Origin of the sequence: Nocardia sp. NPDC057353, assembly GCF_042667085.1 — a bacterium.
GTDB lineage: Bacteria > Actinomycetota > Actinomycetes > Mycobacteriales > Mycobacteriaceae > Nocardia.
In genome coordinates this window covers 66,310-85,017 of the sequence record NZ_JBHVAK010000003.1, presented here as the reverse complement: position 1 = coordinate 85,017, position 18,708 = coordinate 66,310, and the positions used below count along the sequence as shown (strand labels likewise).

The following is an 18,708-nucleotide window of genomic DNA, read 5'->3' as shown; positions in this document are numbered from 1 at the left end:
TACCGTATTCGGGACTGGTTTGCGCGTAGTCGGCGCATGCACCCTTGAAAGCGCACCCGGTGCCGGGGGTTGTGCCCGAACCCTCTCGGTGGACGCCCTTTTCGACCGGAGCCCGCGCGCGGTCCGATCCAGCCGCCCCCCGGCTCCTCCCGCGCCACCACGGCGCCGGGTGCACACATCGAGCAACACGGAGGTGGACCATGGATGTACTCGCGCCGGATACCCGCGAACTGTGGTTGATGCAGAGCCGCGACTGCGCGTCCGAGCCGCCGCCGCTGGATGCCGCCCGCGCCCGCTTCGTGCTCGCGGTGCACGCCGGGCACGGCGCGGGCTGCAGGCAGTTCCTCGCCGCCGCCGCATTCTCCTACGGTGCCTATCGGGACACCGCCCGAGTCTGACCGGCGCAGACCGCGCGCCGACCGGCGCCGCGTGAGGGGCGGCACCGGGTGCGGCGCGGCGCCGCTCGAGCGCGGCACCGCGCAGTCCGTGCGGCGGTCGCGGCGCACTCGCGTCCGTGCCTTCCGCGACTACGCGGCGTTGCTGAGCGTCTCGAATTCGCTGTCGGACAGCGTGATTTCCGCCGCCGCGATGTTCTCCTCGACGTGCGCCACCGTCGACGTGCCCGGGATCGGCAGCACCACCGGCGAGCGCCGCAGCAGCCAGGCCAGCGCCAGCTGGGCGGGCGAGGCGCCGTGCTCGGCGGAGATGGCGTCCAGCGGCCCGCCCGGCCTGGCCAGCTCGCCGGTCGCGATCGGGAACCACGGGATGAAGGCGATGTTCTCCGCCTCGGCGTATGCCAGCACCTCCTCGTCGGCCCGGTTCGCCAGGTTGTACAGGTTCTGCACCGAGACGATCGGCGCGATCTCCCGCGCCTCCTGCAGCTGTGCCACGCTCACCTGGGAGACGCCGATGTGCCGGATCTTGCCCTCCTCGCGGAGCAGCGCCAGCTCGCCGAGCTGGTCGGCGAGCGGCACCTTCGGGTCGATCCGGTGCAGCTGGTAGAGGTCGATCCGGTCCACGCCGAGGTGGCGCAGGCTCAGCTCGGTCTGCTGGCGCAGGTACTCGGGGCGGCCCACCGGCCGCCAGTCGCCCGGCCCGGAGCGGGTGAGCCCGCCCTTGGTGGCGATCACCAGGTTGTCGGCGTACGGGTGCAGCGCCTTCCGGATCAGCTGCTCGCTGACGAACGGCCCGTAGGAGTCGGCGGTGTCGATGAAGTTCACGCCGAGCTCGACGGCGCGCCGCAGCACCCGCACCGCCTCGTCGGGGTCGCGCGGGTCACCCCAGACGCCATCGCCGGTCAGCTGCATGGCGCCGTAGCCGAGCCGGTTGACCGGCAGGTCGCCGCCGAGCGCGAAGGTGCCGGACGCATCGGCCGGGCGGGACTCCACATCGGTGCTCATCACAGATCCTCTCGTCGTCGGTACCCCTCGGTGCGCAACCGGGGGAGCGGCCCGGATGTTCCCGCGCGATGAATCCGCCGCGCTCGCCGCGTCGAAACAGGGGAGGAAGGGAGAACCATGTCCGAGCAGCAGATCCGCACCGTCGTCGAGGACTGGGTGGCCGCCATCCGGTCCCGCGACCTGGAAGCCACCGTGGCGAACCACACCGACGACATCGTCATGTTCGACGTCCCGCCGCCGCAGAACGGTGTCCGCGGCGCCGCCGAGTACCGCGCGACCTGGCCGCCGTTCTTCGAGTTCATCGCCACCGGCGCCCGCTTCGAGATCGTCGAGCTCCAGGTGACCGCGGGCGCCGAGGTCGCCTTCGCGCACGCCCTGCTGCACTGCGCCACCCCGGACGAGCTGCGCGCGCACCCGGACCGGCGGCTGCGCATCACCCTGGGCCTGCGGCACGAGGGCGGGCGCTGGCTGATCGCCCACGAGCACCACTCGTTCCCGCTGGCGGACTGAGCTCAGGCGCCGAAGAGGATCGTCCGCATGAGCAGGCGCACCCGCTCCGGCGAGGCGACCGGGTCGGTGTCGAAGGCCCGGCCGAGATCCACCACCTGGGCGAAGGCCGCGTGCACCAGGAACCGGGTCTCGGCCGAGCTGAGCTCGGGGCGCACGTCGCGCACCAGCCGGGCCCACTCCTCGACGCTGAGCCGCTGGATATTGCGCAGCACCGTGCGCTCCTCCACCGGCACGTGCTGGAACTCGGTGTAGTAGACGAAGGTCAGCGCGCGCTCGGCGAAGGAGCCGGTGACGTACTGCGTGATCAGCGCCTCCAGCGCGTCCGCGCTGTCGGTGCTCGCCGCCACCGCGGGGCCGATGGCGCCGGAGACCCGGTCCGCCGCGCGCCGGAAGGCGGCGGCGAGCAGGTCGCTCTTGCCCCGGTAGAAGCGGTAGACCGCGGAGGCGGCGGAGAGCCCGGCCGCGGTGGCGATCTCCTCCACGCTGACATTCGGGTAGCCGCGGGCGTGGAAGAGCTCGACCGCCTTGCGCAGCAGCAGCTCGTGCTTGAACGAGTCCGGGATCTCCACCGGGGCGGGCAGCTCGGTGGCGACCGCGGGCGGGAGCGTGGCGCCCGCCAGCGCGGTGGCCGCGCTGCCGAGCAGCTTCTGGATGGTCTTGACCGGGAGCGCGGCGTGGTGGTCGGCGATGCTGGTGACGGCGCTCAGGATGGCGACGCAGAGCACCCCGACGTCGCTCTCGGAGAGCTCGGGGCGCAGCGCCGCCACCTGGGTGCCGAGCGCGCGCAGCACCGTCATCTGCTGTTCGTTCAGCAGCGCCAGGTCGTCCGGCTCCAGGTAGCGGCCCTCCCAGCGCACCAGGGTGACGGTGGGGCGGTTCTCGATGGTGGTCCCGATCAGCGCCTCGAGCACGTGCTGCAGCCGGGTGCGCGGCGGCGCGTCGTCGAGGTCCGCGGGCAGCCGCACCGCCTCCACCATGGCACCGCCGACCCGCAGCAGCTCCTCCTGGAAGAGCGCGTACTTGCTGGGGTAGTGCCGGTACAGCGCGGCCGAGCTGATGCCGAGCGCGGTGGCGATGTCCTCCATGCTGACGCCGTGGTAGCCCAGCGAGCCGAAGGCGGCCGCGGAGGTCGCCGCGATCTGGGCCCGCCGGTTCTTCGGCCGCCGCCGGATCTCCCGAGGTGCCGAGTCGCCGGTGACCGCCTTGCGCGTACTGCGGCGATTGTCGACACTCATGCCGACATGGTATCGGCACGGACCCCGGTCGCCCGCCGCTGCGCCGTCCGGTTCCGCCGCCCGCGGTTCACGTCGCGGCAGGCCGCTGTTCGGCGTACCAGTCCAGCAGCGCCGGGTCGTCGACCGCGCTGCGCTCGACCACCCGCCCCGGCTCCGCGCCCTGGAACAGCTTCTTGATCGGCACCTCGAGCTTCTTGCCGGTCCTGGTGTGCGGGATGCCGGGCGCGACGATCACCTCGTCCGGCACGTGCCGCGGCGAGACCTCGGTGCGGATGGTGCCTGCGATCCTGGCGCGCAGTTCGTCGGTGAGATCGGCGCCGGCGGCCAAGGTGACGAAGAGCGGCATCCAGTAGCCGCCGTCCGGTTGCTCGACGCCGATCACCAGCGCCTCGGTGATCTCCGGCAGCCGCTCCACCGACTGGTAGATGTCGGCGCTGCCCATCCGGATGCCGTGCCGGTTCAGCGTGGAGTCCGAGCGGCCGTGCACGACGACGCTGCCGTGCCCGGTCAGCGTGATCCAGTCGCCGTGCCGCCAGATGCCGGGGAAGGTGTCGAAGTAGGCGTCGTGGTAGCGGTGCCCGTCGGGGTCCTTCCAGAACCGCACCGGCATGGACGGCATGGGCGCGGTCACCACCAGCTCGCCGACCTCGTCGCGCACCGGCTTCCCGTCCGGGTCGAAGGCGTCCAGCGCGACCCCGAGGTACGGCGCGGAGAGTTCGCCCGGCCACACCGGCACCGTCCTGGTGCCGCCCGCGAAGGCGCTCACCACGTCGGTGCCGCCGCTGATCGACGAGACCTGCACGTGGTCACCGGCATTGGCGCCGATCCACTCCGAGGAGGCGGGCGGCAGCGAGGAGCCGGTGATCCCGACCGTGCGCAGCGCCGACAGGTCGAAGGCGGTGCGCGGCACCAGCCCGTCCTTGATGCAGGCCAGCACGTAGCCCGGGCTGGTGCCGAGCACGGTGGTTCCGGTCTCGGCGGCGATCCGCCAGAGCGCGCCGGGGTCCGGGTGCGTGGGGCTGCCGTCGTAGGTCACGACGGTGGCGCCGGTGAGCAACCCGGCGACCTGGAAGTTCCACATCATCCAGCTCGGGCTGGTGTACCAGAAGAAGGTGTCGTCGGGCCCGATGTCAGCGTGCAGCGCGACGGCCTTCAGGTGCTCGAGCAGCACCCCGCCGTGGCCGTGCACGATGCCCTTGGGCAGCCCGGTGGTGCCGGAGGAGAAGACGATCCAGAGCGGGTGGTCGAACTCCACCGGCTCGGTGGTGATGACCGGCGGCTGCGCCTCGGTGACCGCGACGGCGTCGGCCCACGGGGTGACGTCGTCGACCGGAAGCCCGAGCCTGGGCACGACGACGGTGCCGCGCAGCGTCGGCAGCCCGGCGCGCACCGCGGCCAGGTCGTCGCGCTTGTCGTGCGTCTTCCCGCCGTAGGCGTAGCCGTCGGCGGCGACCAGCACCACCGGCTCCAGCTGGCCGAGCCGGTCCAGCGCGGCCTTGGGCGAGTAGTCCTGGCCGCACGCGCTCCACACCGCGCCGATGCTCGCGGTGCCGAGGAAGGCGACGATCGCCTCGGGGATGTTCGGCAGGTAGCCCGCCACCCGGTCGCCGGGGCCGACGCCGAGCCCGCGCAGGGTGCGGGCGAAGGCGGCGGTGTGGTCGATCAGCTCGGCCCAGGAGACCTCGCGCGGCTCCCGCTCCTCGGTGATCTGCACGATGGCCGGGCGCTCCGGGTTCAGCGCGCGCACCACCTGGTCCACGTAGTTGATCCTGGTGCCCGGGAACCACTCCGCCCCCGGCATCTCCCGGCTCGCCAGCACCTCGCCGCCGATCTCGCCGAGCCGGAAGTAGTCCCACAGCGCGTGCCAGAAGCCGGGCAGGTCCTCCACCGACCACTGCCAGAGCGCCGGGTAGTCGGCGAACTCGCGCCCGGCCCGCGCCCCGGCGAACCGGGCGAAATCGGTGATCCGCGCGGCGGCGATGTCGCGCTCGGTCGGCACCCACTGTGGTTCCACTGCTGTCTCCTCAGTCGCTCGCGGCGCCCGCACGGCGCACGATCTGCTCGGCGTGCCGCAGCACCGGCCCATCGACCATCCGGCCCTCGAACTGGAAGACGCCGCGATGGTTCGGCACCTCCGCCAGCACCCGGCGCGCCCAGTCCAGCTCCTCGCCGGAGGGGGCGTAGGCGCCGCGGATGACCGGGATCTGCCTGGGGTGGATGGCGACCTTGGCGTCGAAGCCGACCGCCACCGCGTCCAGCGCCTCGTCGCGCAACCCGTCCAGGTCGGGGATGTTCAGGTACACCCCGTCCAGCGCGAACTTGCCCGCCGCCTTGCCCGCGAGCAGCGTGGTCGAGCGCAGGTGCCTGGGCAGGTCGCGGTAGCTCCCGTCCTGGCGCCGGGTGGACTGCCCGCCCAGCGCGGCCACCAGGTCCTCCGCGCCCCACATGATCCCGACCGCGTTCGGCTCGTCCATGATCCGCTCACAGGCGAGCACGCCGCGCGGCGACTCGATGAGCGCGATCACCGAGAAGCCGTCGAGGGCGCGCAGCTGCTCCGCCGACTCGGCCTTCGGCAGCATGACGGTGCGGTACTCGGTGCGGTGCAGCGCGCCGACATCGGCCACGTAGTGCGCGGTGTCGGCGCCGTTGATCCGGATCACCGTGGTCGCCGGGTCGAGCTGGGTGCTCAGCACGGACTCCCTGGCCGAGTCCTTGTCCGCGGCGGCGACCGCGTCCTCCAGGTCCAGGATCACCACGTCGGCGGCGGCCGCGGCCTTGGCGTAGCGGTCCGGGCGGTCGGCTGGGCAGAAGAGCCACCCCGGGCCGGTCACGTCGGTCATGCTGTGTCCATTCGGCACGAGCGAGGGCCCTTCGTGGCCACGCTCCGCTCCCGCCTCCGGGCCTGACTCGCTCATGCCTGCGACTCCTTGGTACGCACGAGGGTTTTCCGGACGGCTGTGACGACCACGTCGCCGCGCTGGTTGTGGCCGGTGTGCGCGAGCGTCACGATGCCCTCGCCCGGCCTGCTTTTGGAGAGCCGCTTCTCGGTGACCACGGTCTCGGCGTAGAGCGTGTCACCGTGGAAGAGCGGCTTGGGGAAGGCGATCTCCGAGAAGCCGAGGTTGCCCACCAGGGTGCCCTGGGTCAGCTGGGTGATCGAGAGCCCGATCAGCGTGGACAGCGTGAACATCGAGTTCACCAGCCGCTGGTTGAACGGCGGCTGCGTCTCGGCGAAGGCGGCGTCCAGGTGCAGCGCCTGGGTGTTCATGGTGAGCGTGGTGAACAGGACATTGTCCGCCTCGGTGATCGTGCGCCCCGGCCGGTGCTCGTAGATCACCTCGGTCTCGAACTCCTCGAACCACAGCCCGCGCTGGGTGATTCGGCGCGGCGCGCTCACAGCCCCAGCTCCCTGGCGATCAGCAGCAACTGGACCTCCGTCGTCCCCTCGCCGACCTCCAGGATCTTGCTGTCCCGGTAGTGCCGAGCGACCGTGTACTCGTTCATGAAACCGTAGCCGCCGAAGATCTGCGTGGCGTCCCGCGCGTTGTCCATGGCGGCCTCACTGGCCACCATCTTGGCGATCGACGCCTGCTTCTTGAACGGCTTGCCCGCCAGCATGAGCGCGGCGGCGTCGTAGTAGGCGGTGCGCGCGGTGTGCGCCCGCGCCTCCATCCTGGCGATCTTGAACGCGATGGCCTGGTTGCGCCCGATCGGCTTGCCGAAGGCGTCGCGCTCGCCCGCGTACCGCACGCTCTCGTCCACGCAGCCCTGGGCCGCGCCGACCGCGAGCGCGGCGATGGCGATCCGCCCCTCGTCCAGGATGCGCAGGAAGTTGGCGTACCCGCGGCCGCGCTCGCCGAGCAGGTTCTCCTCCGGCACCCGGACGTCGGTGAGGCTGAGCGGGTGCGTGTCCGAGGCGTTCCAGCCGACCTTGGAGTAGGCCGGTTCGGCGACGAAGCCGGGCGTGTCGGTCGGGACCAGGATGGTCGAGATCTCCTTCTTGCCGCCGGTGCCCCCGGTGACGGCGGTGACGGTGACCAGCCGGGTGATGTCGGTGCCGGAGTTGGTGATGAACTGCTTGCTGCCGTTGATCACCCACTCGCCGGAGTCCAGCGTCGCCGTGGTCCTGGTCCCGCCCGCGTCGCTGCCCGCGCCGGGCTCGGTGAGGCCGAAGGCGGCGAGCGCGCGGCCGCCGGTGAGCTCGGGCAGCCAGCGCTGCTTCTGCTCCTCGGTGCCGAACCGGTAGATCGGCATGGCGCCGAGCGAGACCCCGGCCTCCAGCGTGATGGCCACGCTCTGGTCCACCTTGGCCAGCTCCTCCAGGGCCAGGCAGAGCGCGAAGTAGTCGCCGCCCATGCCGCCGTACTCCTCCGGGAAGGGCAGCCCGAAGAGCCCCATCTCGGCCATGCCCGCGACGACCTCGTACGGGAAGCTGCACGCGGCGTCGTGCTCGGCGGAGACCGGGGCGACGACGGCGCGGGCGAATTCCCGCACGGTCATCGCCAGGTCGCGGTAGTCCTCCGGTAGCGCACCGGTGGCGAGGAAGTCGGTCATGCGGGTAGTCCTTCGATCGTCGACGCGGTGATGCGGGCGAGCACCTGGTCCAGCCGGACCTGGGTGCCCGGGGTCACCAGGAGCTCGACGGTGCCTGCGACCGGCGCCGTGAGCGTGTGCTCCATCTTCATGGCTTCTACGACGACCACGGGGTCGCCCGCGGCCACCTCGGTACCGGCCGCCGTACCGATCGCGATCACCGAACCCGGCATGGGGCTGCGGATCTCGGCATCGCCCTCGTGCGCGCCCGCCCCGCGCAGCGCGGTGGGGGTCGCGCGGCGCAGGGTCCGGGTGCCTGCTGGGCCCGCCAGCCAGTACTGCCCCCCTTCCGCGGCGACCAGGTACTCGTGCCGGACGCCGTCCAGGGTCAGGGTCAGGGTGCTGACGCCCGGCGTCCCGGCGACAGATGCCGCGTCGCCAGTCCACTGGGGCCCGCGGGCGAGTGCCGCCCCATCGGTGTGCGCCGCGCTACGGATAGGCGTCGCGCGGTGGCCGACCGCGTCCGTGACCGGGAGCGCCGACGCGGTGAGCGTCAGCTCGGGGCCGTCGTCCACCCGGACCCGGGCAGCATCGGGCGTCCCGGTGATCCGCACCTCGCGGGTGATTCCGTCACCGTCGAGCCGCGCTACGACCGGGGCGGGCGCTCCCAACCGCCACCCCGACGGCTGCGCCCACGGCCCCGCACCCGGCTCCGGCTGCAGCCGCAGCCAGTCCGCCACCGCCGCGGCGACGAACTCGTCGTCGGTCACCCGCGCTCCCGCGAAATCCCCGACCCGCCGGTCCAGCAGCCCGGTGTCCAGGTTCCCGGCGACCACGTCCGGATCGGCGAGCAGGAACCGCAGGAACTCCACATTGGTCCCCAGCCCGAGGACGACGGTTTCGCCCAGCGCCCGATCCAACCCGGCCAGCGCGGCCCCCCGATCCGCGGCGAAGGCGATCACCTTGGCCAGCATCGGGTCGTAGTCGCTGCCGACCGTGGTGCCTGCCCGCAGCCCGGAGTCCACCCGCACCCCGGCGGGCTCGGCCACGGCGAGCACCTTCCCGCCGGTCGGCAGGAAGTCCCGGCCCGGGTCCTCGGCGTACACCCGCGCCTCCACCGCGTGCCCGGTGAGCCGGATGTCGCCCTGCGAAACCGCCAGCCGCTGCCCGGCGGCGACCCGCACCTGGCACTCCACCAGGTCCACCCCGGTCACCAGCTCGGTCACCGGGTGCTCCACCTGCAGCCTGGTGTTCATCTCCATGAAGAAGAACTCGTCCGGCCGGTCCGCCGACACGATGAACTCCACCGTGCCGACCCCCCGGTAGTCGACGCTGCGCGCGGTGGCGCAGGCGGCGGCGCCGATCCGCTCCCTGGTCGCCGCGTCCAGCAGCGGCGACGGCGCCTCCTCGATCACCTTCTGGTGCCTGCGCTGCAGCGAGCACTCCCGCTCGCCCAGGTGCAGCACGGCGCCGTGCGCGTCGGCCAGCACCTGCACCTCGATGTGCCGGGGGTTGGTGACGAACCGCTCCAGGAACAGGGTGTCGTCGCCGAACGCCGCCGCGGCCTCGCGCCGCGCGCTGACCAGCGCCGCGGGCAGCGCGGCCGGGTCGTCGACCCGCCGCATCCCCTTGCCGCCGCCCCCGGCGGAGGGCTTGACCAGCACCGGGAACCCGATGCCCGGCGCCGCCGCCAGCAGCTGCGCGTCGGTCAGCCCCGGCTCGGCGATCCCGGGCACCACCGGGACGTCGAACGCCGTCACCGTCTTCTTGGCGGTGATCTTGTCGCCCATCACCTCGATGGCTCGGGCGGGCGGCCCGAGGAACACGATCCCCGCCGCGTCCAGCGCCGCCGCGAAGGCCGCGTTCTCGGAGAGGAACCCGTACCCGGGGTGCACCGCACCGGCCCCGGTGCGCACCGCGGCGGCGACCACCAGGTTCACCGCCAGGTAGCTCTCGCGGGCGGGCGCGGGTCCGAGCCGGACCGCGACGTCGGCCGCGTGCACGTGCGCCGCGTCCGCGTCGGCGTCGCTGTACACCGCCACCGAGCGCAGCCCGAGCGCGCGCAGCGTGCGGATCACCCGGACCGCGATCTCACCCCGGTTCGCCACCAGGACCGTGTCGAATGCCGTGATACCGGCGGTTTCGCCGAAGAGGGAGGTCATCGCGCTCACATCCGGAAGACGCCGTAGGAGACCGGGGCGAGGGGCGCCTGCGCGCAGGCCGCGAGCGCCAGGCCGAGCACCGTCCTGGTGTCGGCCGGGTCGATCACCCCGTCGTCCCAGAGCCGGGCCGTCGAGTAGTAGGGGTTGCCCTGGGTTTCGTACTGCTCCCGGATCGGCGCCTTGAACGCCTCCCGATCCGCCTCGGACCAGGGCTGCCCGGAGCCGTCGAGCTGGTCGCCGCGGACCGTGGCGAGCACCGAGGCGGCCTGCTCGCCGCCCATCACCGAGATCCGCGCGTTCGGCCACATCCAGAGGAAGCGCGGTGAGTAGGCGCGCCCGCACATGGAGTAGTTGCCCGCGCCGTAGGAGCCGCCGATCACCACGGTCAGCTTGGGGACGCGCGCGCAGGCCACCGCGGTGACCATCTTGGCGCCGTGCTTGGCGATGCCGCCCGCCTCGTAGTCGCGGCCGACCATGAAGCCGGTGATGTTCTGCAGGAAGAGCAGCGGGATCTTGCGCTTGTCGCAGAGCTCGATGAAGTGCGCGCCCTTCATGGCGGATTCGCCGAAGAGCACGCCGTTGTTCGCCACGATCCCCACCGGGTGGCCGTGCAGGTGCGCGAAGCCGGTGACCAGCGTCTTGCCGTACTCGGCCTTGAACTCACCGAAGCTGCTGCGCTCCGGCGCCCCCGGCTCGGCGTCGACCAGCCGCTCGATCACCGCGCGCACGTCGTACGGGGTGCGCAGGTCCACCGGCACCACGTCGTAGAGCTCGTCCTCCGGCGCCGCGGGCGGCACCGATTCCCGGACCCGCCACGGCGATGCGGGGGTGGGCCCGAGCGTGCCGACGATCCGTCGGACGATCCGCAGCGCGTCCTCGTCGTCCTCGGCCAGGTGGTCGGTGACGCCGGAGACCCGCGAGTGCAGCTCGCCGCCGCCCAGCTCCTCGGCGGTGACCACCTCGCCGGTGGCCGCCTTCACCAGCGGCGGCCCGCCCAGGAAGATGGTGCCCTGGTTGCGGACGATCACCGCCTCGTCGCTCATGGCGGGCACGTAGGCGCCGCCCGCGGTGCAGGAGCCGAGCACCGCGGCGATCTGCGGGATGCCCGCCGCGCTCATGGTGGCCTGGTTGTAGAAGATGCGGCCGAAGTGCTCGCGGTCCGGGAAGACGTCGTCCTGGTGCGGCAGGTGCGCGCCGCCGGAGTCGACCAGGTAGACGCAGGGCAGGTTGTTCTGCAGCGCGATCTCCTGCGCCCGCAGGTGCTTCTTCACCGTCATCGGGTAGTAGGTGCCGCCCTTGACCGTCGCGTCGTTGGCGACGATCACGCACTCCCGGCCTGCCACCCGGCCGATTCCGGCGATCACCCCGGCCGCCGGGCAGTCGCCGCCGTACATGCCCTCGGCGGCGAGCGCCGCGATCTCCAGGAACGGGCTGCCAGGGTCGAGCAGCCGGTCCACCCGGTCGCGGGGGAGCAGCTTGCCCCGGTCGAGGTGGCGCTGCCGCGCCTTCTCCGGGCCGCCGAGTGCCGCCGCTGCCAGCCGCTCGCGCAGCTCGCCGACGAGGGCCCGGTGCGCCGCCCGGTTGTCGAGCCCGAGCTCCAGTGTGCCGGTCATGGTGCATCCTGTCCCGTGTCGGTTAATCGCTGTTAACTGTAATTCAGGTTAATCTTGACTAACCGACATGTCCAGGGAGGTGTGTGGTGCGCGTCGAGCCAGCGGTGCCGACCCGGCGCGAGCAGCTCAAGCAGCAGCGCCGGAGCGATCTGCTGCAGGCCGGGGCCAGGTTGATCGCGGATCGCGGCTTTCCCGGTGTCCGGCTGGACGACCTGGGTGCCGCGGTGGGGATCAGCGGGCCCGCGGTCTACCGGCACTTCGCCTCCAAGGAGGCGCTGCTCATCGAGTTGCTCACCGAGGTCTCCGAGCGGCTGCTTGCCGGGGGGCGGGCGGTGGCGGGCGGTGGGGCCGAGCCGGGGGCCGCGCTGGCCGCGCTGGTCGATTTCCACCTCGACTTCGCGCTCGGCGAGCCGGAGCTCATCCGCATCCAGGACCGCGACCTGGATGCCGTCCCGCCGGGGCCGCGCCGGGAGATCCGGCGGGCCCAGCGCCGCTACGTGGAGGTCTGGGTCGGCGTGTTGTGCGCGCTGCACCCCGGGCTCGGCGAGGAGGACGCCAGGGTGCAGGCGCACGCCGCCTTCGGGCTGCTGAACTCCACCCCGCACAGCGCGAGCCTGGCCTCCGCCGCCCGCGCCCGCCCGGTCCTCCGCCGCATGGCACTCGCCGCGCTCGCCGGCTGAGTCGCCGCCGCGCTCGGCACCGCCGCGCTCGGTCGAGCGTCGCGGCGCCACTCGCCTGCGGGGCTGTGCCGGCCGTGGCGCCCACGGCGCTCGGGCGCGTCCGACCGGACTACCTGGCGCTCCAGCCGCCGTCCATGGTGTACGACGCCCCGGTCACCATGCCCGCGTCCGCGGAGGCGAGCCAGCAGACCAGCGCGGCGACCTCGTCCGGCTCCACCAGCCGCTTGATGGCGCTCTCGGTGAGCAGCACCTTCTCCACCACCTCCCGCTCCGGGATCCCGTGCGCCGCCGCCTGGTCCGCGATCTGCTTGTCCACCAGCGGCGTCCGCACGTACCCCGGGTTCACGCAGTTGCTGGTGACCCCGTGCGGCCCGCCCTCCAGCGCCGTGACCTTGGAGAGCCCCTCCAGCGCGTGTTTGGCGGTGACGTAGGCAGCCTTGTACGCCGAGGCGCGCAGCCCGTGCACCGAGGAGATGTTCACGACCCGCCCGCCCCCGCTCCGGTACATGTGCGGCAGCGCCGCCCGGACCAGCAGGAACGGCGCCTCCACCATGAGCGCCAGCAGCTGCCGGAAGCGCTCCGGGGGGAAGTCCGGGATGGCCGCGACGTGCTGCACCCCGGCATTGTTGACCAGGATGTCGGTCTCCAGCTCCAGCGATTCCAGCGCGGTGACGTCGAGCAGGTCGACCGCCCAGGCGGTGCCGCCGATCTCGGCGGCCACCTCCTTGGCTCCGGTCTCGTCCCGGTCCGCCACCGTCACGTGCGCGCCGCGCTCGGCGAGGGCGCGGGCACAGGCGGCGCCGATCCCGCTCGCCCCGCCGGTGACCAGCGCGGTCTTCCCGTCCAGCGTGTTCATCGCCGTCCCGTCGCCGGGCGGCCCACCGTCGTCGCGGCCCGCGTGCCGCCCACCGCCCCGGCGCGAACTGTCGCTCCGGTGCGAACCACGGCCCCGGCGCGGCCGGTCGCAGCTGCGCTCATCGGGCGGTCACCGCCGCCGCCTTGGCCTCGCTCGCCAGCTGCGCGGCATCGGCGGCGTCGATCTGCGCCAGGTCGGCGCCCTTGGTCTCGCGGGCGACCAGCACCGCGATGGCGGTGATGGCGCAGGCCGCGGCGAGGTACACGGCGATCGGGACCGAGGAGTCGAAGGTGTCGAGCAGCCGGACCGCGATGATCGGCGCCAGCGAACCGGCCACGATCGAGGTCACCTGGTAGCCGAGCGAGACGCCGGAGTACCGCATCCGGGTCGGGAACATCTCCGCCATGATGGCGGGCTGCGCCGAGTACATGAGCGCGTGGAACAGCAGCCCGATCACGATGGCCAGCAGCACCACCACGTGGTGCGCGCTGTTCATCATCGGGAAGGCGAAGAAGCCCCAGGTCCCGCCGAGGATCGCGCCCGCAAGGTACACCGGCCGCCTGCCGAACCGGTCGCTGGCCCGCCCGACCAGCGGAATCGCCACGAAGTGCACCGCGTGCGCGATCAGCAGCCACCACAGGATGTCCGAGGTGTCCATCCCGACCTGCACCTTGAGGTAGGTGATCGTGAAGGTGACCACCAGGTAGTACATGATGTTCTCGCCGAACCGCAGCCCCATGGCGGTGAAGACGCCGCGCGGGTAGCGCTTGAGCACCTCGACCGCGCTGAACGAGCTCTCCTTCAGCTCCTCGGCCTCCTGCTGCGCCTCCAGGAAGATCGGCGCGTCGGTGACCTTGGTGCGGATGTAGTACCCGACCAGCACCACCACCGCGGAGAGCCAGAACGCCACGCGCCAGCCCCAGGAGAGGAAGGCGGCGTCGGAGAGCGTGCTGGTCAGCGTGAGCAGCACCACAGTTGCCAGCAGATTGCCCGCGGGCACGCCCGCCTGCGGCCAGCTGGCCCAGAACCCGCGGTCCCTGTTGGGGCTGTGCTCGGCAACCAGCAGTACCGCGCCGCCCCACTCGCCGCCGACCGCGAAGCCCTGCAGGAAGCGGAGCAGCACCAGCAGCGCGGGCGCCCAGTAGCCGATCTGGTTGAAGGTCGGCAGGCAGCCCATGAGGAAGGTGGCCGCGCCGACCAGGACCAGGCTGAACTGCAGCAGCTTCTTGCGGCCGTACTTGTCGCCGAAGTGGCCGAAGACCAGCCCGCCGAGCGGGCGCGCCACGAAGCCGACGGCGTAGGTGACGAAGGCGGCGAGGATGGCGTCCAGCTCGCTGGTGCCCGCCGGGAAGAACACCTTGCTGAACACCAGCGTCGCCGCGGTGCCGTAGAGGAAGAACTCGTACCACTCGACGACGGTGCCCGCCATCGACGCGCCGACCACCCGCCGGAGGTTGCTCGGTGCGTAGCCGGGATCACCGGCCGCGCTGCCTACGCTCATCGAAACTCCTTCGTTCACCCCGGCGCAGCACGCATTGTGACCGGGCACACACTGAGTGTTTCCTGAGTATTCGTGCGCGAAACCGTGCACCGCAATGCCCAGAACCGCAGCTCGCATCTGCGAGAATGCAGACATGAATCCGGGTCGGGGCAGGCCGAGCGCGGACGATCTGCTCGTGCTGCTCGCCGTCGGCCGCAGCGGGCGCTTCGTCTCCGCCGCCGAGGAGCTCGGGCTCAACCACACCACCGTCTCGCGCCGGATCGCCGCACTGGAGCACGACCTCGGCGGCCGGGTGCTGAACCGGGTGGCGGGCGGCTGGGAGCTCACCGACCTGGGCCGGGAGGCGCTCGGCGCCGCGGAGGCGGTGGACGCCGCGGTGCGCACCCTGGACCGCGGCGGCCAGGACCGGGTGCTGGAGGGCGTCGTCCGGATCTCCTCGACCGACGGCTTCAGCGGCTACCTCGCCGCGCCCGCCGTCGCCGAGGTGCGGCGCAGGCACCCGGGGATCTCCGTCGAGCTGGTCACCGCGACCCGTCGCGCCTCGGTGCAGCGCTCCGGGCTCGACCTCGAGGTGGTGGTGGGGCAGCCGCAGGTGCACCGGGCCGAGGCGCTCCGGCTCGGCGACTACTGCCTGCGGCTCTACGGTTCGCGCGGCTACCTCGACGAGTTCGGCCGCCCGGCCGGCCTCGACGACCTGGCGCGCTACCCGCTCGTCTACTTCATCGACTCCATGCTGCAGGTGGACGACCTCGACCTCGCCCCCGCCGTCGTCCCCACTATGCGCGAGTCGGTGAGCTCGACCAATGTCTTCGTGCACGTGGAGGCGACCAGGGCGGGCGCCGGGCTCGGGCTGCTGCCCTGCTTCATGGCCGACCGCCACCCCGACCTGGAGCGGGTGCTCGGCGCCGAGGTGGTGGTCCGGCTCTCCTACTGGCTGGTCGCCAGGCACGAGACGCTGCGCAGGCCCGAGGTCGCCGAGGTCGTCGCCGCCATCCGCGCCACCGTCGAGCGCCGCGGCGACGAGTTGCTGGGCAATGTCGGCGACCGTTCCTAGGCTTGGCCGCATGACCTCACTCAGCGATCCCCGGGTCCGCGACTTCCTGGCGCACGGCACCCGCACCGGCAAGGTCGCCTTCGTCGCCACCGACGGGCGCCCGGTGGTCTCGCCCATCTGGTTCGTCGTCGAGGGCGACGAGCTGGTCTTCAACACCGGCCGCGCCACCGCCAAGGGCAAGGCCTTCGCCCGCGACCCCCGCATCGCTCTCTGCGTCGACCTCGAGCAGCCGCCCTACGCCTCGGTCCAGATCCAGGGCACCGTCACCCTCTCCGATGACCCCGCCGAGCTGCTCCGCACCGCCACCGCCATCGGCGGGCGGTACATGGGAGCCGACCGGGCGGAGGAGTTCGGGAAGCGGAACGGGGTGCCCGGAGAACTGGTCGTCCGGGTCCGACCGGTGAAGATCATCGCCCACTTCGACGCCACCGCCTAGCTCGAGCTGCGCATACAAGCTTTTCCGGAAATATTGCTCTAAGCTTGTATCGAACGGTGGAGGATGCGGTGGCCGTCGAGCGGGAGCTTCTGGAACTGCTCGAGCGGGCAGGCATACGAGTCGTGGGGGGTTCTCGTGAGCGGTTGGACTTGGCGCTGCCCGGTGAGGCAGAGGTCGTGACCCGCGCGGTTCGGGTGGTGCGCACCCGGCTGGCGCCCGCGCGGGTGGAAGCGGGAAGGGCGGGTGCACCGCTGCTGTACGTGGCGCCCAGTGCGTCGCCGCGAGTGGTCTCGGGGGCGCTCGCCGGTCGGTTCGACCTGGTGACCACCGCGCCGCCGACGGTGATCGTCGCGGGCACGGCCCGGATGGACGAGCGCACGGCGCCGCGCGCGCCCGCCCGGCGCGGTCGGGTGCCGTGGGGCCGGTGGGCGGTGGCGCGGGTGCTCGCCGCGCGGAGCCGCCCGCTGCCCCAGCGCGAACTCGCCGCCAGGGCCGGGCTGACCCAGCAGGCCGTCTCGCTGGCGCTGCGGCAGTTGCCGGTGCGCCGCGTCGACGGGGGCTGGCTCGGTGCCGCCGAACTGCTCGATATGGTGCTCGCCGGATATCCGGGACCGGGTGGCATCGCCCAGCACTGGTACGGCCTCGATGCGCCGGTGGCTGCGGGCCGAGCGGTCGTCGCGTGCGCAGCGGAGCGCGATGTCCCGCGCGCGATCTCCGGCGATGTCGCCGCCGACGAGTACGCGCCATGGCAGCAGCCGGCCACCGCCGTTGTCTACCTCGCCGAGCTCCTCGACCTCACCGCCGTGGACCTCGTCCCGAGCACCGCCGCGGAGGCAACGGTGGTCACCGTCGTCCCCACCGATCCGACCGTGCTCCGCACCGCCGCGAACTCGCTCGCCGACCCGGTGCTCACCCTGTGGGATCTCCGGCACACGAGCATCGGCCCGGATGCGGACCAGGCCGCCCGAGCGCTGCGCGCCGCCATCGAGGCCGGGCGCTTCGATGGCTGAGCAGCGCGCCGTCACCATCGCCTCGACCTCCCGCGCCGCCGACCTCGGCTACCTGGCCCTGCGCGATCTCGCCGCCGCGGCGGCACCCCCCGAACCCGCCATCGCCGACTACCGCGTCATCGGCGGCCACATGGTTCAGCTGCTCGCGCACGCGTACCCGGGACCGGAGGTCAGGCCGCGCGCAACGGCCGATGCCGACGCGGGCATCGCCCGCCCGATCGCGGCGGGGCGCGAGCTGCACCACCGGCTGCTCGCGCTCGGATACGAGGCGGTCCGCGGCAACAGTTACCGCCGGGACGCACCCGGCGGTGTTCGGGCCATCGACTTGCTGGTGCCGTTCGGCACCGGTGGAACGGAAGAGATCGCAGGGCGGGCTTTCGATGCGGCACCGGGGCTCGGCCTCGCGCTCGCCACCCCGCCGATCGTGATCACCGCCGCCGTCCTGCTGCACGCGAGCGGCGAACAGCTCGCGTTCACCGCCGCGCTGCCCGGTGTCGAGGCCGCCGTCGTGCTGAAGGCGCTGATCTGGCGCAAGCGATTCGCGGATCGCGACCTGGTCGACCTGCACACGCTGTTCGAGATCGTGCAGCAGCACCGCGCTGCTCTCCCGGACTGGCGGCTCGACCGGGCGCCGCTCCGGGCGAGCCGGGCCGACGCCGCTGCAGCGCTTCGCCTTGCCGCGGAGCACCCGCGGCTCGCGGGCAGAGCCGGACCGGTGCCCTCGGCGCGGCTCGCCGCGCTGATCCGCAGGCACGTGCGCCTGGGCGGGTAGCGCGTTCGGCCGCGGGCGGCGGCTGCTCTCTACACTGCCCCGCATGACAGTCCACTTCATCGGCGCGGGCCCGGGGGCGGCGGATCTGCTGACCGTGCGGGCGGTGGAGCTGCTGCGGAGCAGCGAGGTCTGCCTGTACCCGGGTACCTACCTGGACCCGGCGGTGCTCGCGCACTGCGCACCGGGGACCGAGCTGGTCGACACCCAGCACCTCGACCTGGACGCCATCGTGGCGACGATCAGCGCCGCGCACGACAGAGGGTGCGAGGTGGCGCGGCTGTGCTCGGGCGACCCGTCGGTGTACTCCGCGCTCACCGAGCAGGCCCGCAGACTGGATCGGCTGGGGATCCCGTGGGACGTCACGCCGGGTGTCCCTGCGTACGCGGCGGCAGCAGCGGCGCTCGGCGCCGAGCTCACCGTGCCGGAGCTGGCCCAGTCGGTGGTGCTGACCCGCGCCCAGGCCCGCTCCACCGCCATGCCGGAAACCGAAAAGCTGCGGAATTTCGCCGCGACCGGGGCCACGCTGGCCCTGCACCTGGCCATCACCAGGACGCGCGAGCTGGCGGCCGAGCTGGCGCTCGAGTACGGCCGGGACTGCCCGGCCGCGGTGGTCTACCGGGCCAGCCAGCCCGACCAGCTGATCCTGCGCGGCACCCTGGCCGATATCGCCACCAGGGTCGAGGAGGCCGGGCTGCGGCAGGCCGCGGTGATCCTGGTCGGGCGGGCGCTCACCCCGGCGGTCGAGTGCGTGCAGTCACACCTCTACGACCCGGCCCGCACCCGGCTGTGAGCGGTGCGGCATCCGCGCGGCTATCGATCCCGCTGTGAGCCGAGCAACAATCCCGACCTGCCCCTGAACCCCGCTGAACGCGGCGCACCGGCATGGCCGGGCGGGATAGGGGATTGCTATCTGCGGTGTTCGGGTATTGGTTGGTCGGGCCCCGGC

Annotated in this window: 18 protein-coding genes; 8 read left to right on the top strand and 10 right to left on the bottom strand. The window is 72.7% G+C overall.

The window, feature by feature from the left end:
* Positions 1–200 precede the first annotated feature (200 nt).
* Complete coding sequence (locus ACFUUZ_RS02340) at positions 201–398, top strand: hypothetical protein (RefSeq protein WP_378691658.1); 198 nt, start codon at positions 201–203, stop codon at positions 396–398.
* 129 nt (positions 399–527) lie between these two features.
* Here ACFUUZ_RS02340 and ACFUUZ_RS02335 read toward each other — a convergent pair whose 3' ends face one another.
* Positions 528–1,400 carry an aldo/keto reductase gene (locus ACFUUZ_RS02335; RefSeq protein ID WP_378691655.1) on the bottom strand — a complete coding sequence of 291 codons (873 nt, stop codon included), beginning with the start codon at positions 1,398–1,400 and terminating at the stop codon, positions 528–530.
* Between the two features lie 117 nt (positions 1,401–1,517).
* Here ACFUUZ_RS02335 and ACFUUZ_RS02330 point away from each other — a divergent pair, with 117 nt between their 5' ends.
* Complete coding sequence (locus tag ACFUUZ_RS02330) at positions 1,518–1,910, top strand: YybH family protein (protein WP_378691652.1); 393 nt, start codon at positions 1,518–1,520, stop codon at positions 1,908–1,910.
* Positions 1,911–1,912: 2 nt separating this feature from the next.
* On the opposite strand, the gene ACFUUZ_RS02325 is transcribed toward ACFUUZ_RS02330, so the two are convergent.
* The 7 genes from ACFUUZ_RS02325 to ACFUUZ_RS02295 form a co-directional block, all read right to left on the bottom strand.
* On the bottom strand, positions 1,913–3,145 hold the full coding sequence (locus ACFUUZ_RS02325; protein WP_378691650.1) for a TetR/AcrR family transcriptional regulator: 1,233 nt from the start codon (positions 3,143–3,145) through the stop codon (positions 1,913–1,915).
* Between the two features lie 67 nt (positions 3,146–3,212).
* Entirely contained in the window at positions 3,213–5,159 is a 1,947-nt protein-coding gene (locus ACFUUZ_RS02320; protein ID WP_378691648.1) for an acetoacetate--CoA ligase, read from the bottom strand.
* A 10-nt stretch (positions 5,160–5,169) separates the two neighbouring features.
* The gene (locus ACFUUZ_RS02315; protein WP_378691645.1) at positions 5,170–5,985 is read right to left on the bottom strand and encodes an HpcH/HpaI aldolase/citrate lyase family protein; all 816 of its coding nucleotides are present in this window, start codon (positions 5,983–5,985) and stop codon (positions 5,170–5,172) included.
* 71 nt (positions 5,986–6,056) lie between these two features.
* Positions 6,057–6,542, bottom strand: a complete 486-nt coding sequence (locus tag ACFUUZ_RS02310; protein WP_378691642.1) for a MaoC family dehydratase — start codon at positions 6,540–6,542, stop codon at positions 6,057–6,059.
* Positions 6,539–7,699 carry an acyl-CoA dehydrogenase family protein gene (locus tag ACFUUZ_RS02305; RefSeq protein ID WP_378691639.1) on the bottom strand — a complete coding sequence of 387 codons (1,161 nt, stop codon included), beginning with the start codon at positions 7,697–7,699 and terminating at the stop codon, positions 6,539–6,541. Before ACFUUZ_RS02305 ends, ACFUUZ_RS02310 begins: the two co-directional genes overlap by 4 nt.
* Positions 7,696–9,840, bottom strand: coding sequence for an acetyl/propionyl/methylcrotonyl-CoA carboxylase subunit alpha (locus tag ACFUUZ_RS02300; protein WP_378691637.1), 2,145 nt, complete (start codon positions 9,838–9,840; stop codon positions 7,696–7,698). Before ACFUUZ_RS02300 ends, ACFUUZ_RS02305 begins: the two co-directional genes overlap by 4 nt.
* A gap of 5 nt (positions 9,841–9,845) precedes the next feature.
* A complete protein-coding gene (locus ACFUUZ_RS02295) occupies positions 9,846–11,453 on the bottom strand; it encodes a carboxyl transferase domain-containing protein (protein WP_378691634.1) in 1,608 nt (535 codons plus the stop codon).
* Positions 11,454–11,536: 83 nt separating this feature from the next.
* Between ACFUUZ_RS02295 and ACFUUZ_RS02290 the strand changes: the two genes are divergently transcribed.
* Positions 11,537–12,133: a TetR/AcrR family transcriptional regulator gene (locus ACFUUZ_RS02290; RefSeq protein ID WP_378691632.1), complete on the top strand. Its 597-nt coding sequence runs from the start codon at positions 11,537–11,539 to the stop codon at positions 12,131–12,133.
* A 109-nt stretch (positions 12,134–12,242) separates the two neighbouring features.
* Here ACFUUZ_RS02290 and ACFUUZ_RS02285 read toward each other — a convergent pair whose 3' ends face one another.
* A complete protein-coding gene (locus ACFUUZ_RS02285) occupies positions 12,243–12,989 on the bottom strand; it encodes a 3-hydroxybutyrate dehydrogenase (RefSeq protein WP_378691629.1) in 747 nt (248 codons plus the stop codon).
* Positions 12,990–13,107: 118 nt separating this feature from the next.
* Positions 13,108–14,490: an MFS transporter gene (locus tag ACFUUZ_RS02280; protein WP_378691626.1), complete on the bottom strand. Its 1,383-nt coding sequence runs from the start codon at positions 14,488–14,490 to the stop codon at positions 13,108–13,110.
* 94 nt (positions 14,491–14,584) lie between these two features.
* Between ACFUUZ_RS02280 and ACFUUZ_RS02275 the strand changes: the two genes are divergently transcribed.
* From ACFUUZ_RS02275 to cobM, 5 genes are all read left to right on the top strand, one after another.
* Positions 14,585–15,544: a LysR family transcriptional regulator gene (locus tag ACFUUZ_RS02275; protein WP_378691624.1), complete on the top strand. Its 960-nt coding sequence runs from the start codon at positions 14,585–14,587 to the stop codon at positions 15,542–15,544.
* A gap of 10 nt (positions 15,545–15,554) precedes the next feature.
* On the top strand, positions 15,555–15,980 hold the full coding sequence (locus ACFUUZ_RS02270; protein WP_378691621.1) for a PPOX class F420-dependent oxidoreductase: 426 nt from the start codon (positions 15,555–15,557) through the stop codon (positions 15,978–15,980).
* 176 nt (positions 15,981–16,156) lie between these two features.
* Positions 16,157–16,990, top strand: coding sequence for a hypothetical protein (locus ACFUUZ_RS02265; RefSeq protein WP_378691619.1), 834 nt, complete (start codon positions 16,157–16,159; stop codon positions 16,988–16,990).
* Complete coding sequence (locus tag ACFUUZ_RS02260) at positions 16,983–17,762, top strand: hypothetical protein (protein WP_378691616.1); 780 nt, start codon at positions 16,983–16,985, stop codon at positions 17,760–17,762. The genes ACFUUZ_RS02265 and ACFUUZ_RS02260 overlap by 8 nt, the downstream gene beginning before the upstream one ends.
* A gap of 43 nt (positions 17,763–17,805) precedes the next feature.
* Positions 17,806–18,552: a precorrin-4 C(11)-methyltransferase gene (gene cobM / locus ACFUUZ_RS02255; protein ID WP_378691614.1), complete on the top strand. Its 747-nt coding sequence runs from the start codon at positions 17,806–17,808 to the stop codon at positions 18,550–18,552.
* The last annotated feature ends 156 nt before the right edge of the window (positions 18,553–18,708 follow it).

Bases quoted from the DNA above. Each gene is read 5' to 3' on its own strand.
- ACFUUZ_RS02340 (WP_378691658.1), top strand. From the start codon at position 201: ATGGATGTACTCGCGCCGGATACCCGCGAACTGTGGTTGATGCAGAGC.
- ACFUUZ_RS02335 (WP_378691655.1), bottom strand. From the start codon at position 1,400: ATGAGCACCGATGTGGAGTCCCGCCCGGCCGATGCGTCCGGCACCTTC.
- ACFUUZ_RS02330 (WP_378691652.1), top strand. From the start codon at position 1,518: ATGTCCGAGCAGCAGATCCGCACCGTCGTCGAGGACTGGGTGGCCGCC.
- ACFUUZ_RS02325 (WP_378691650.1), bottom strand. From the start codon at position 3,145: ATGAGTGTCGACAATCGCCGCAGTACGCGCAAGGCGGTCACCGGCGAC.
- ACFUUZ_RS02315 (WP_378691645.1), bottom strand. From the start codon at position 5,985: ATGACCGACGTGACCGGCCCGGGGTGGCTCTTCTGCCCAGCCGACCGC.
- ACFUUZ_RS02305 (WP_378691639.1), bottom strand. From the start codon at position 7,699: ATGACCGACTTCCTCGCCACCGGTGCGCTACCGGAGGACTACCGCGAC.
- ACFUUZ_RS02300 (WP_378691637.1), bottom strand. From the start codon at position 9,840: ATGACCTCCCTCTTCGGCGAAACCGCCGGTATCACGGCATTCGACACG.
- ACFUUZ_RS02295 (WP_378691634.1), bottom strand. From the start codon at position 11,453: ATGACCGGCACACTGGAGCTCGGGCTCGACAACCGGGCGGCGCACCGG.
- ACFUUZ_RS02285 (WP_378691629.1), bottom strand. From the start codon at position 12,989: ATGAACACGCTGGACGGGAAGACCGCGCTGGTCACCGGCGGGGCGAGC.
- ACFUUZ_RS02280 (WP_378691626.1), bottom strand. From the start codon at position 14,490: ATGAGCGTAGGCAGCGCGGCCGGTGATCCCGGCTACGCACCGAGCAAC.
- ACFUUZ_RS02275 (WP_378691624.1), top strand. From the start codon at position 14,585: ATGCCCAGAACCGCAGCTCGCATCTGCGAGAATGCAGACATGAATCCG.
- ACFUUZ_RS02270 (WP_378691621.1), top strand. From the start codon at position 15,555: ATGACCTCACTCAGCGATCCCCGGGTCCGCGACTTCCTGGCGCACGGC.
- ACFUUZ_RS02260 (WP_378691616.1), top strand. From the start codon at position 16,983: ATGGCTGAGCAGCGCGCCGTCACCATCGCCTCGACCTCCCGCGCCGCC.
- cobM (WP_378691614.1), top strand. From the start codon at position 17,806: ATGACAGTCCACTTCATCGGCGCGGGCCCGGGGGCGGCGGATCTGCTG.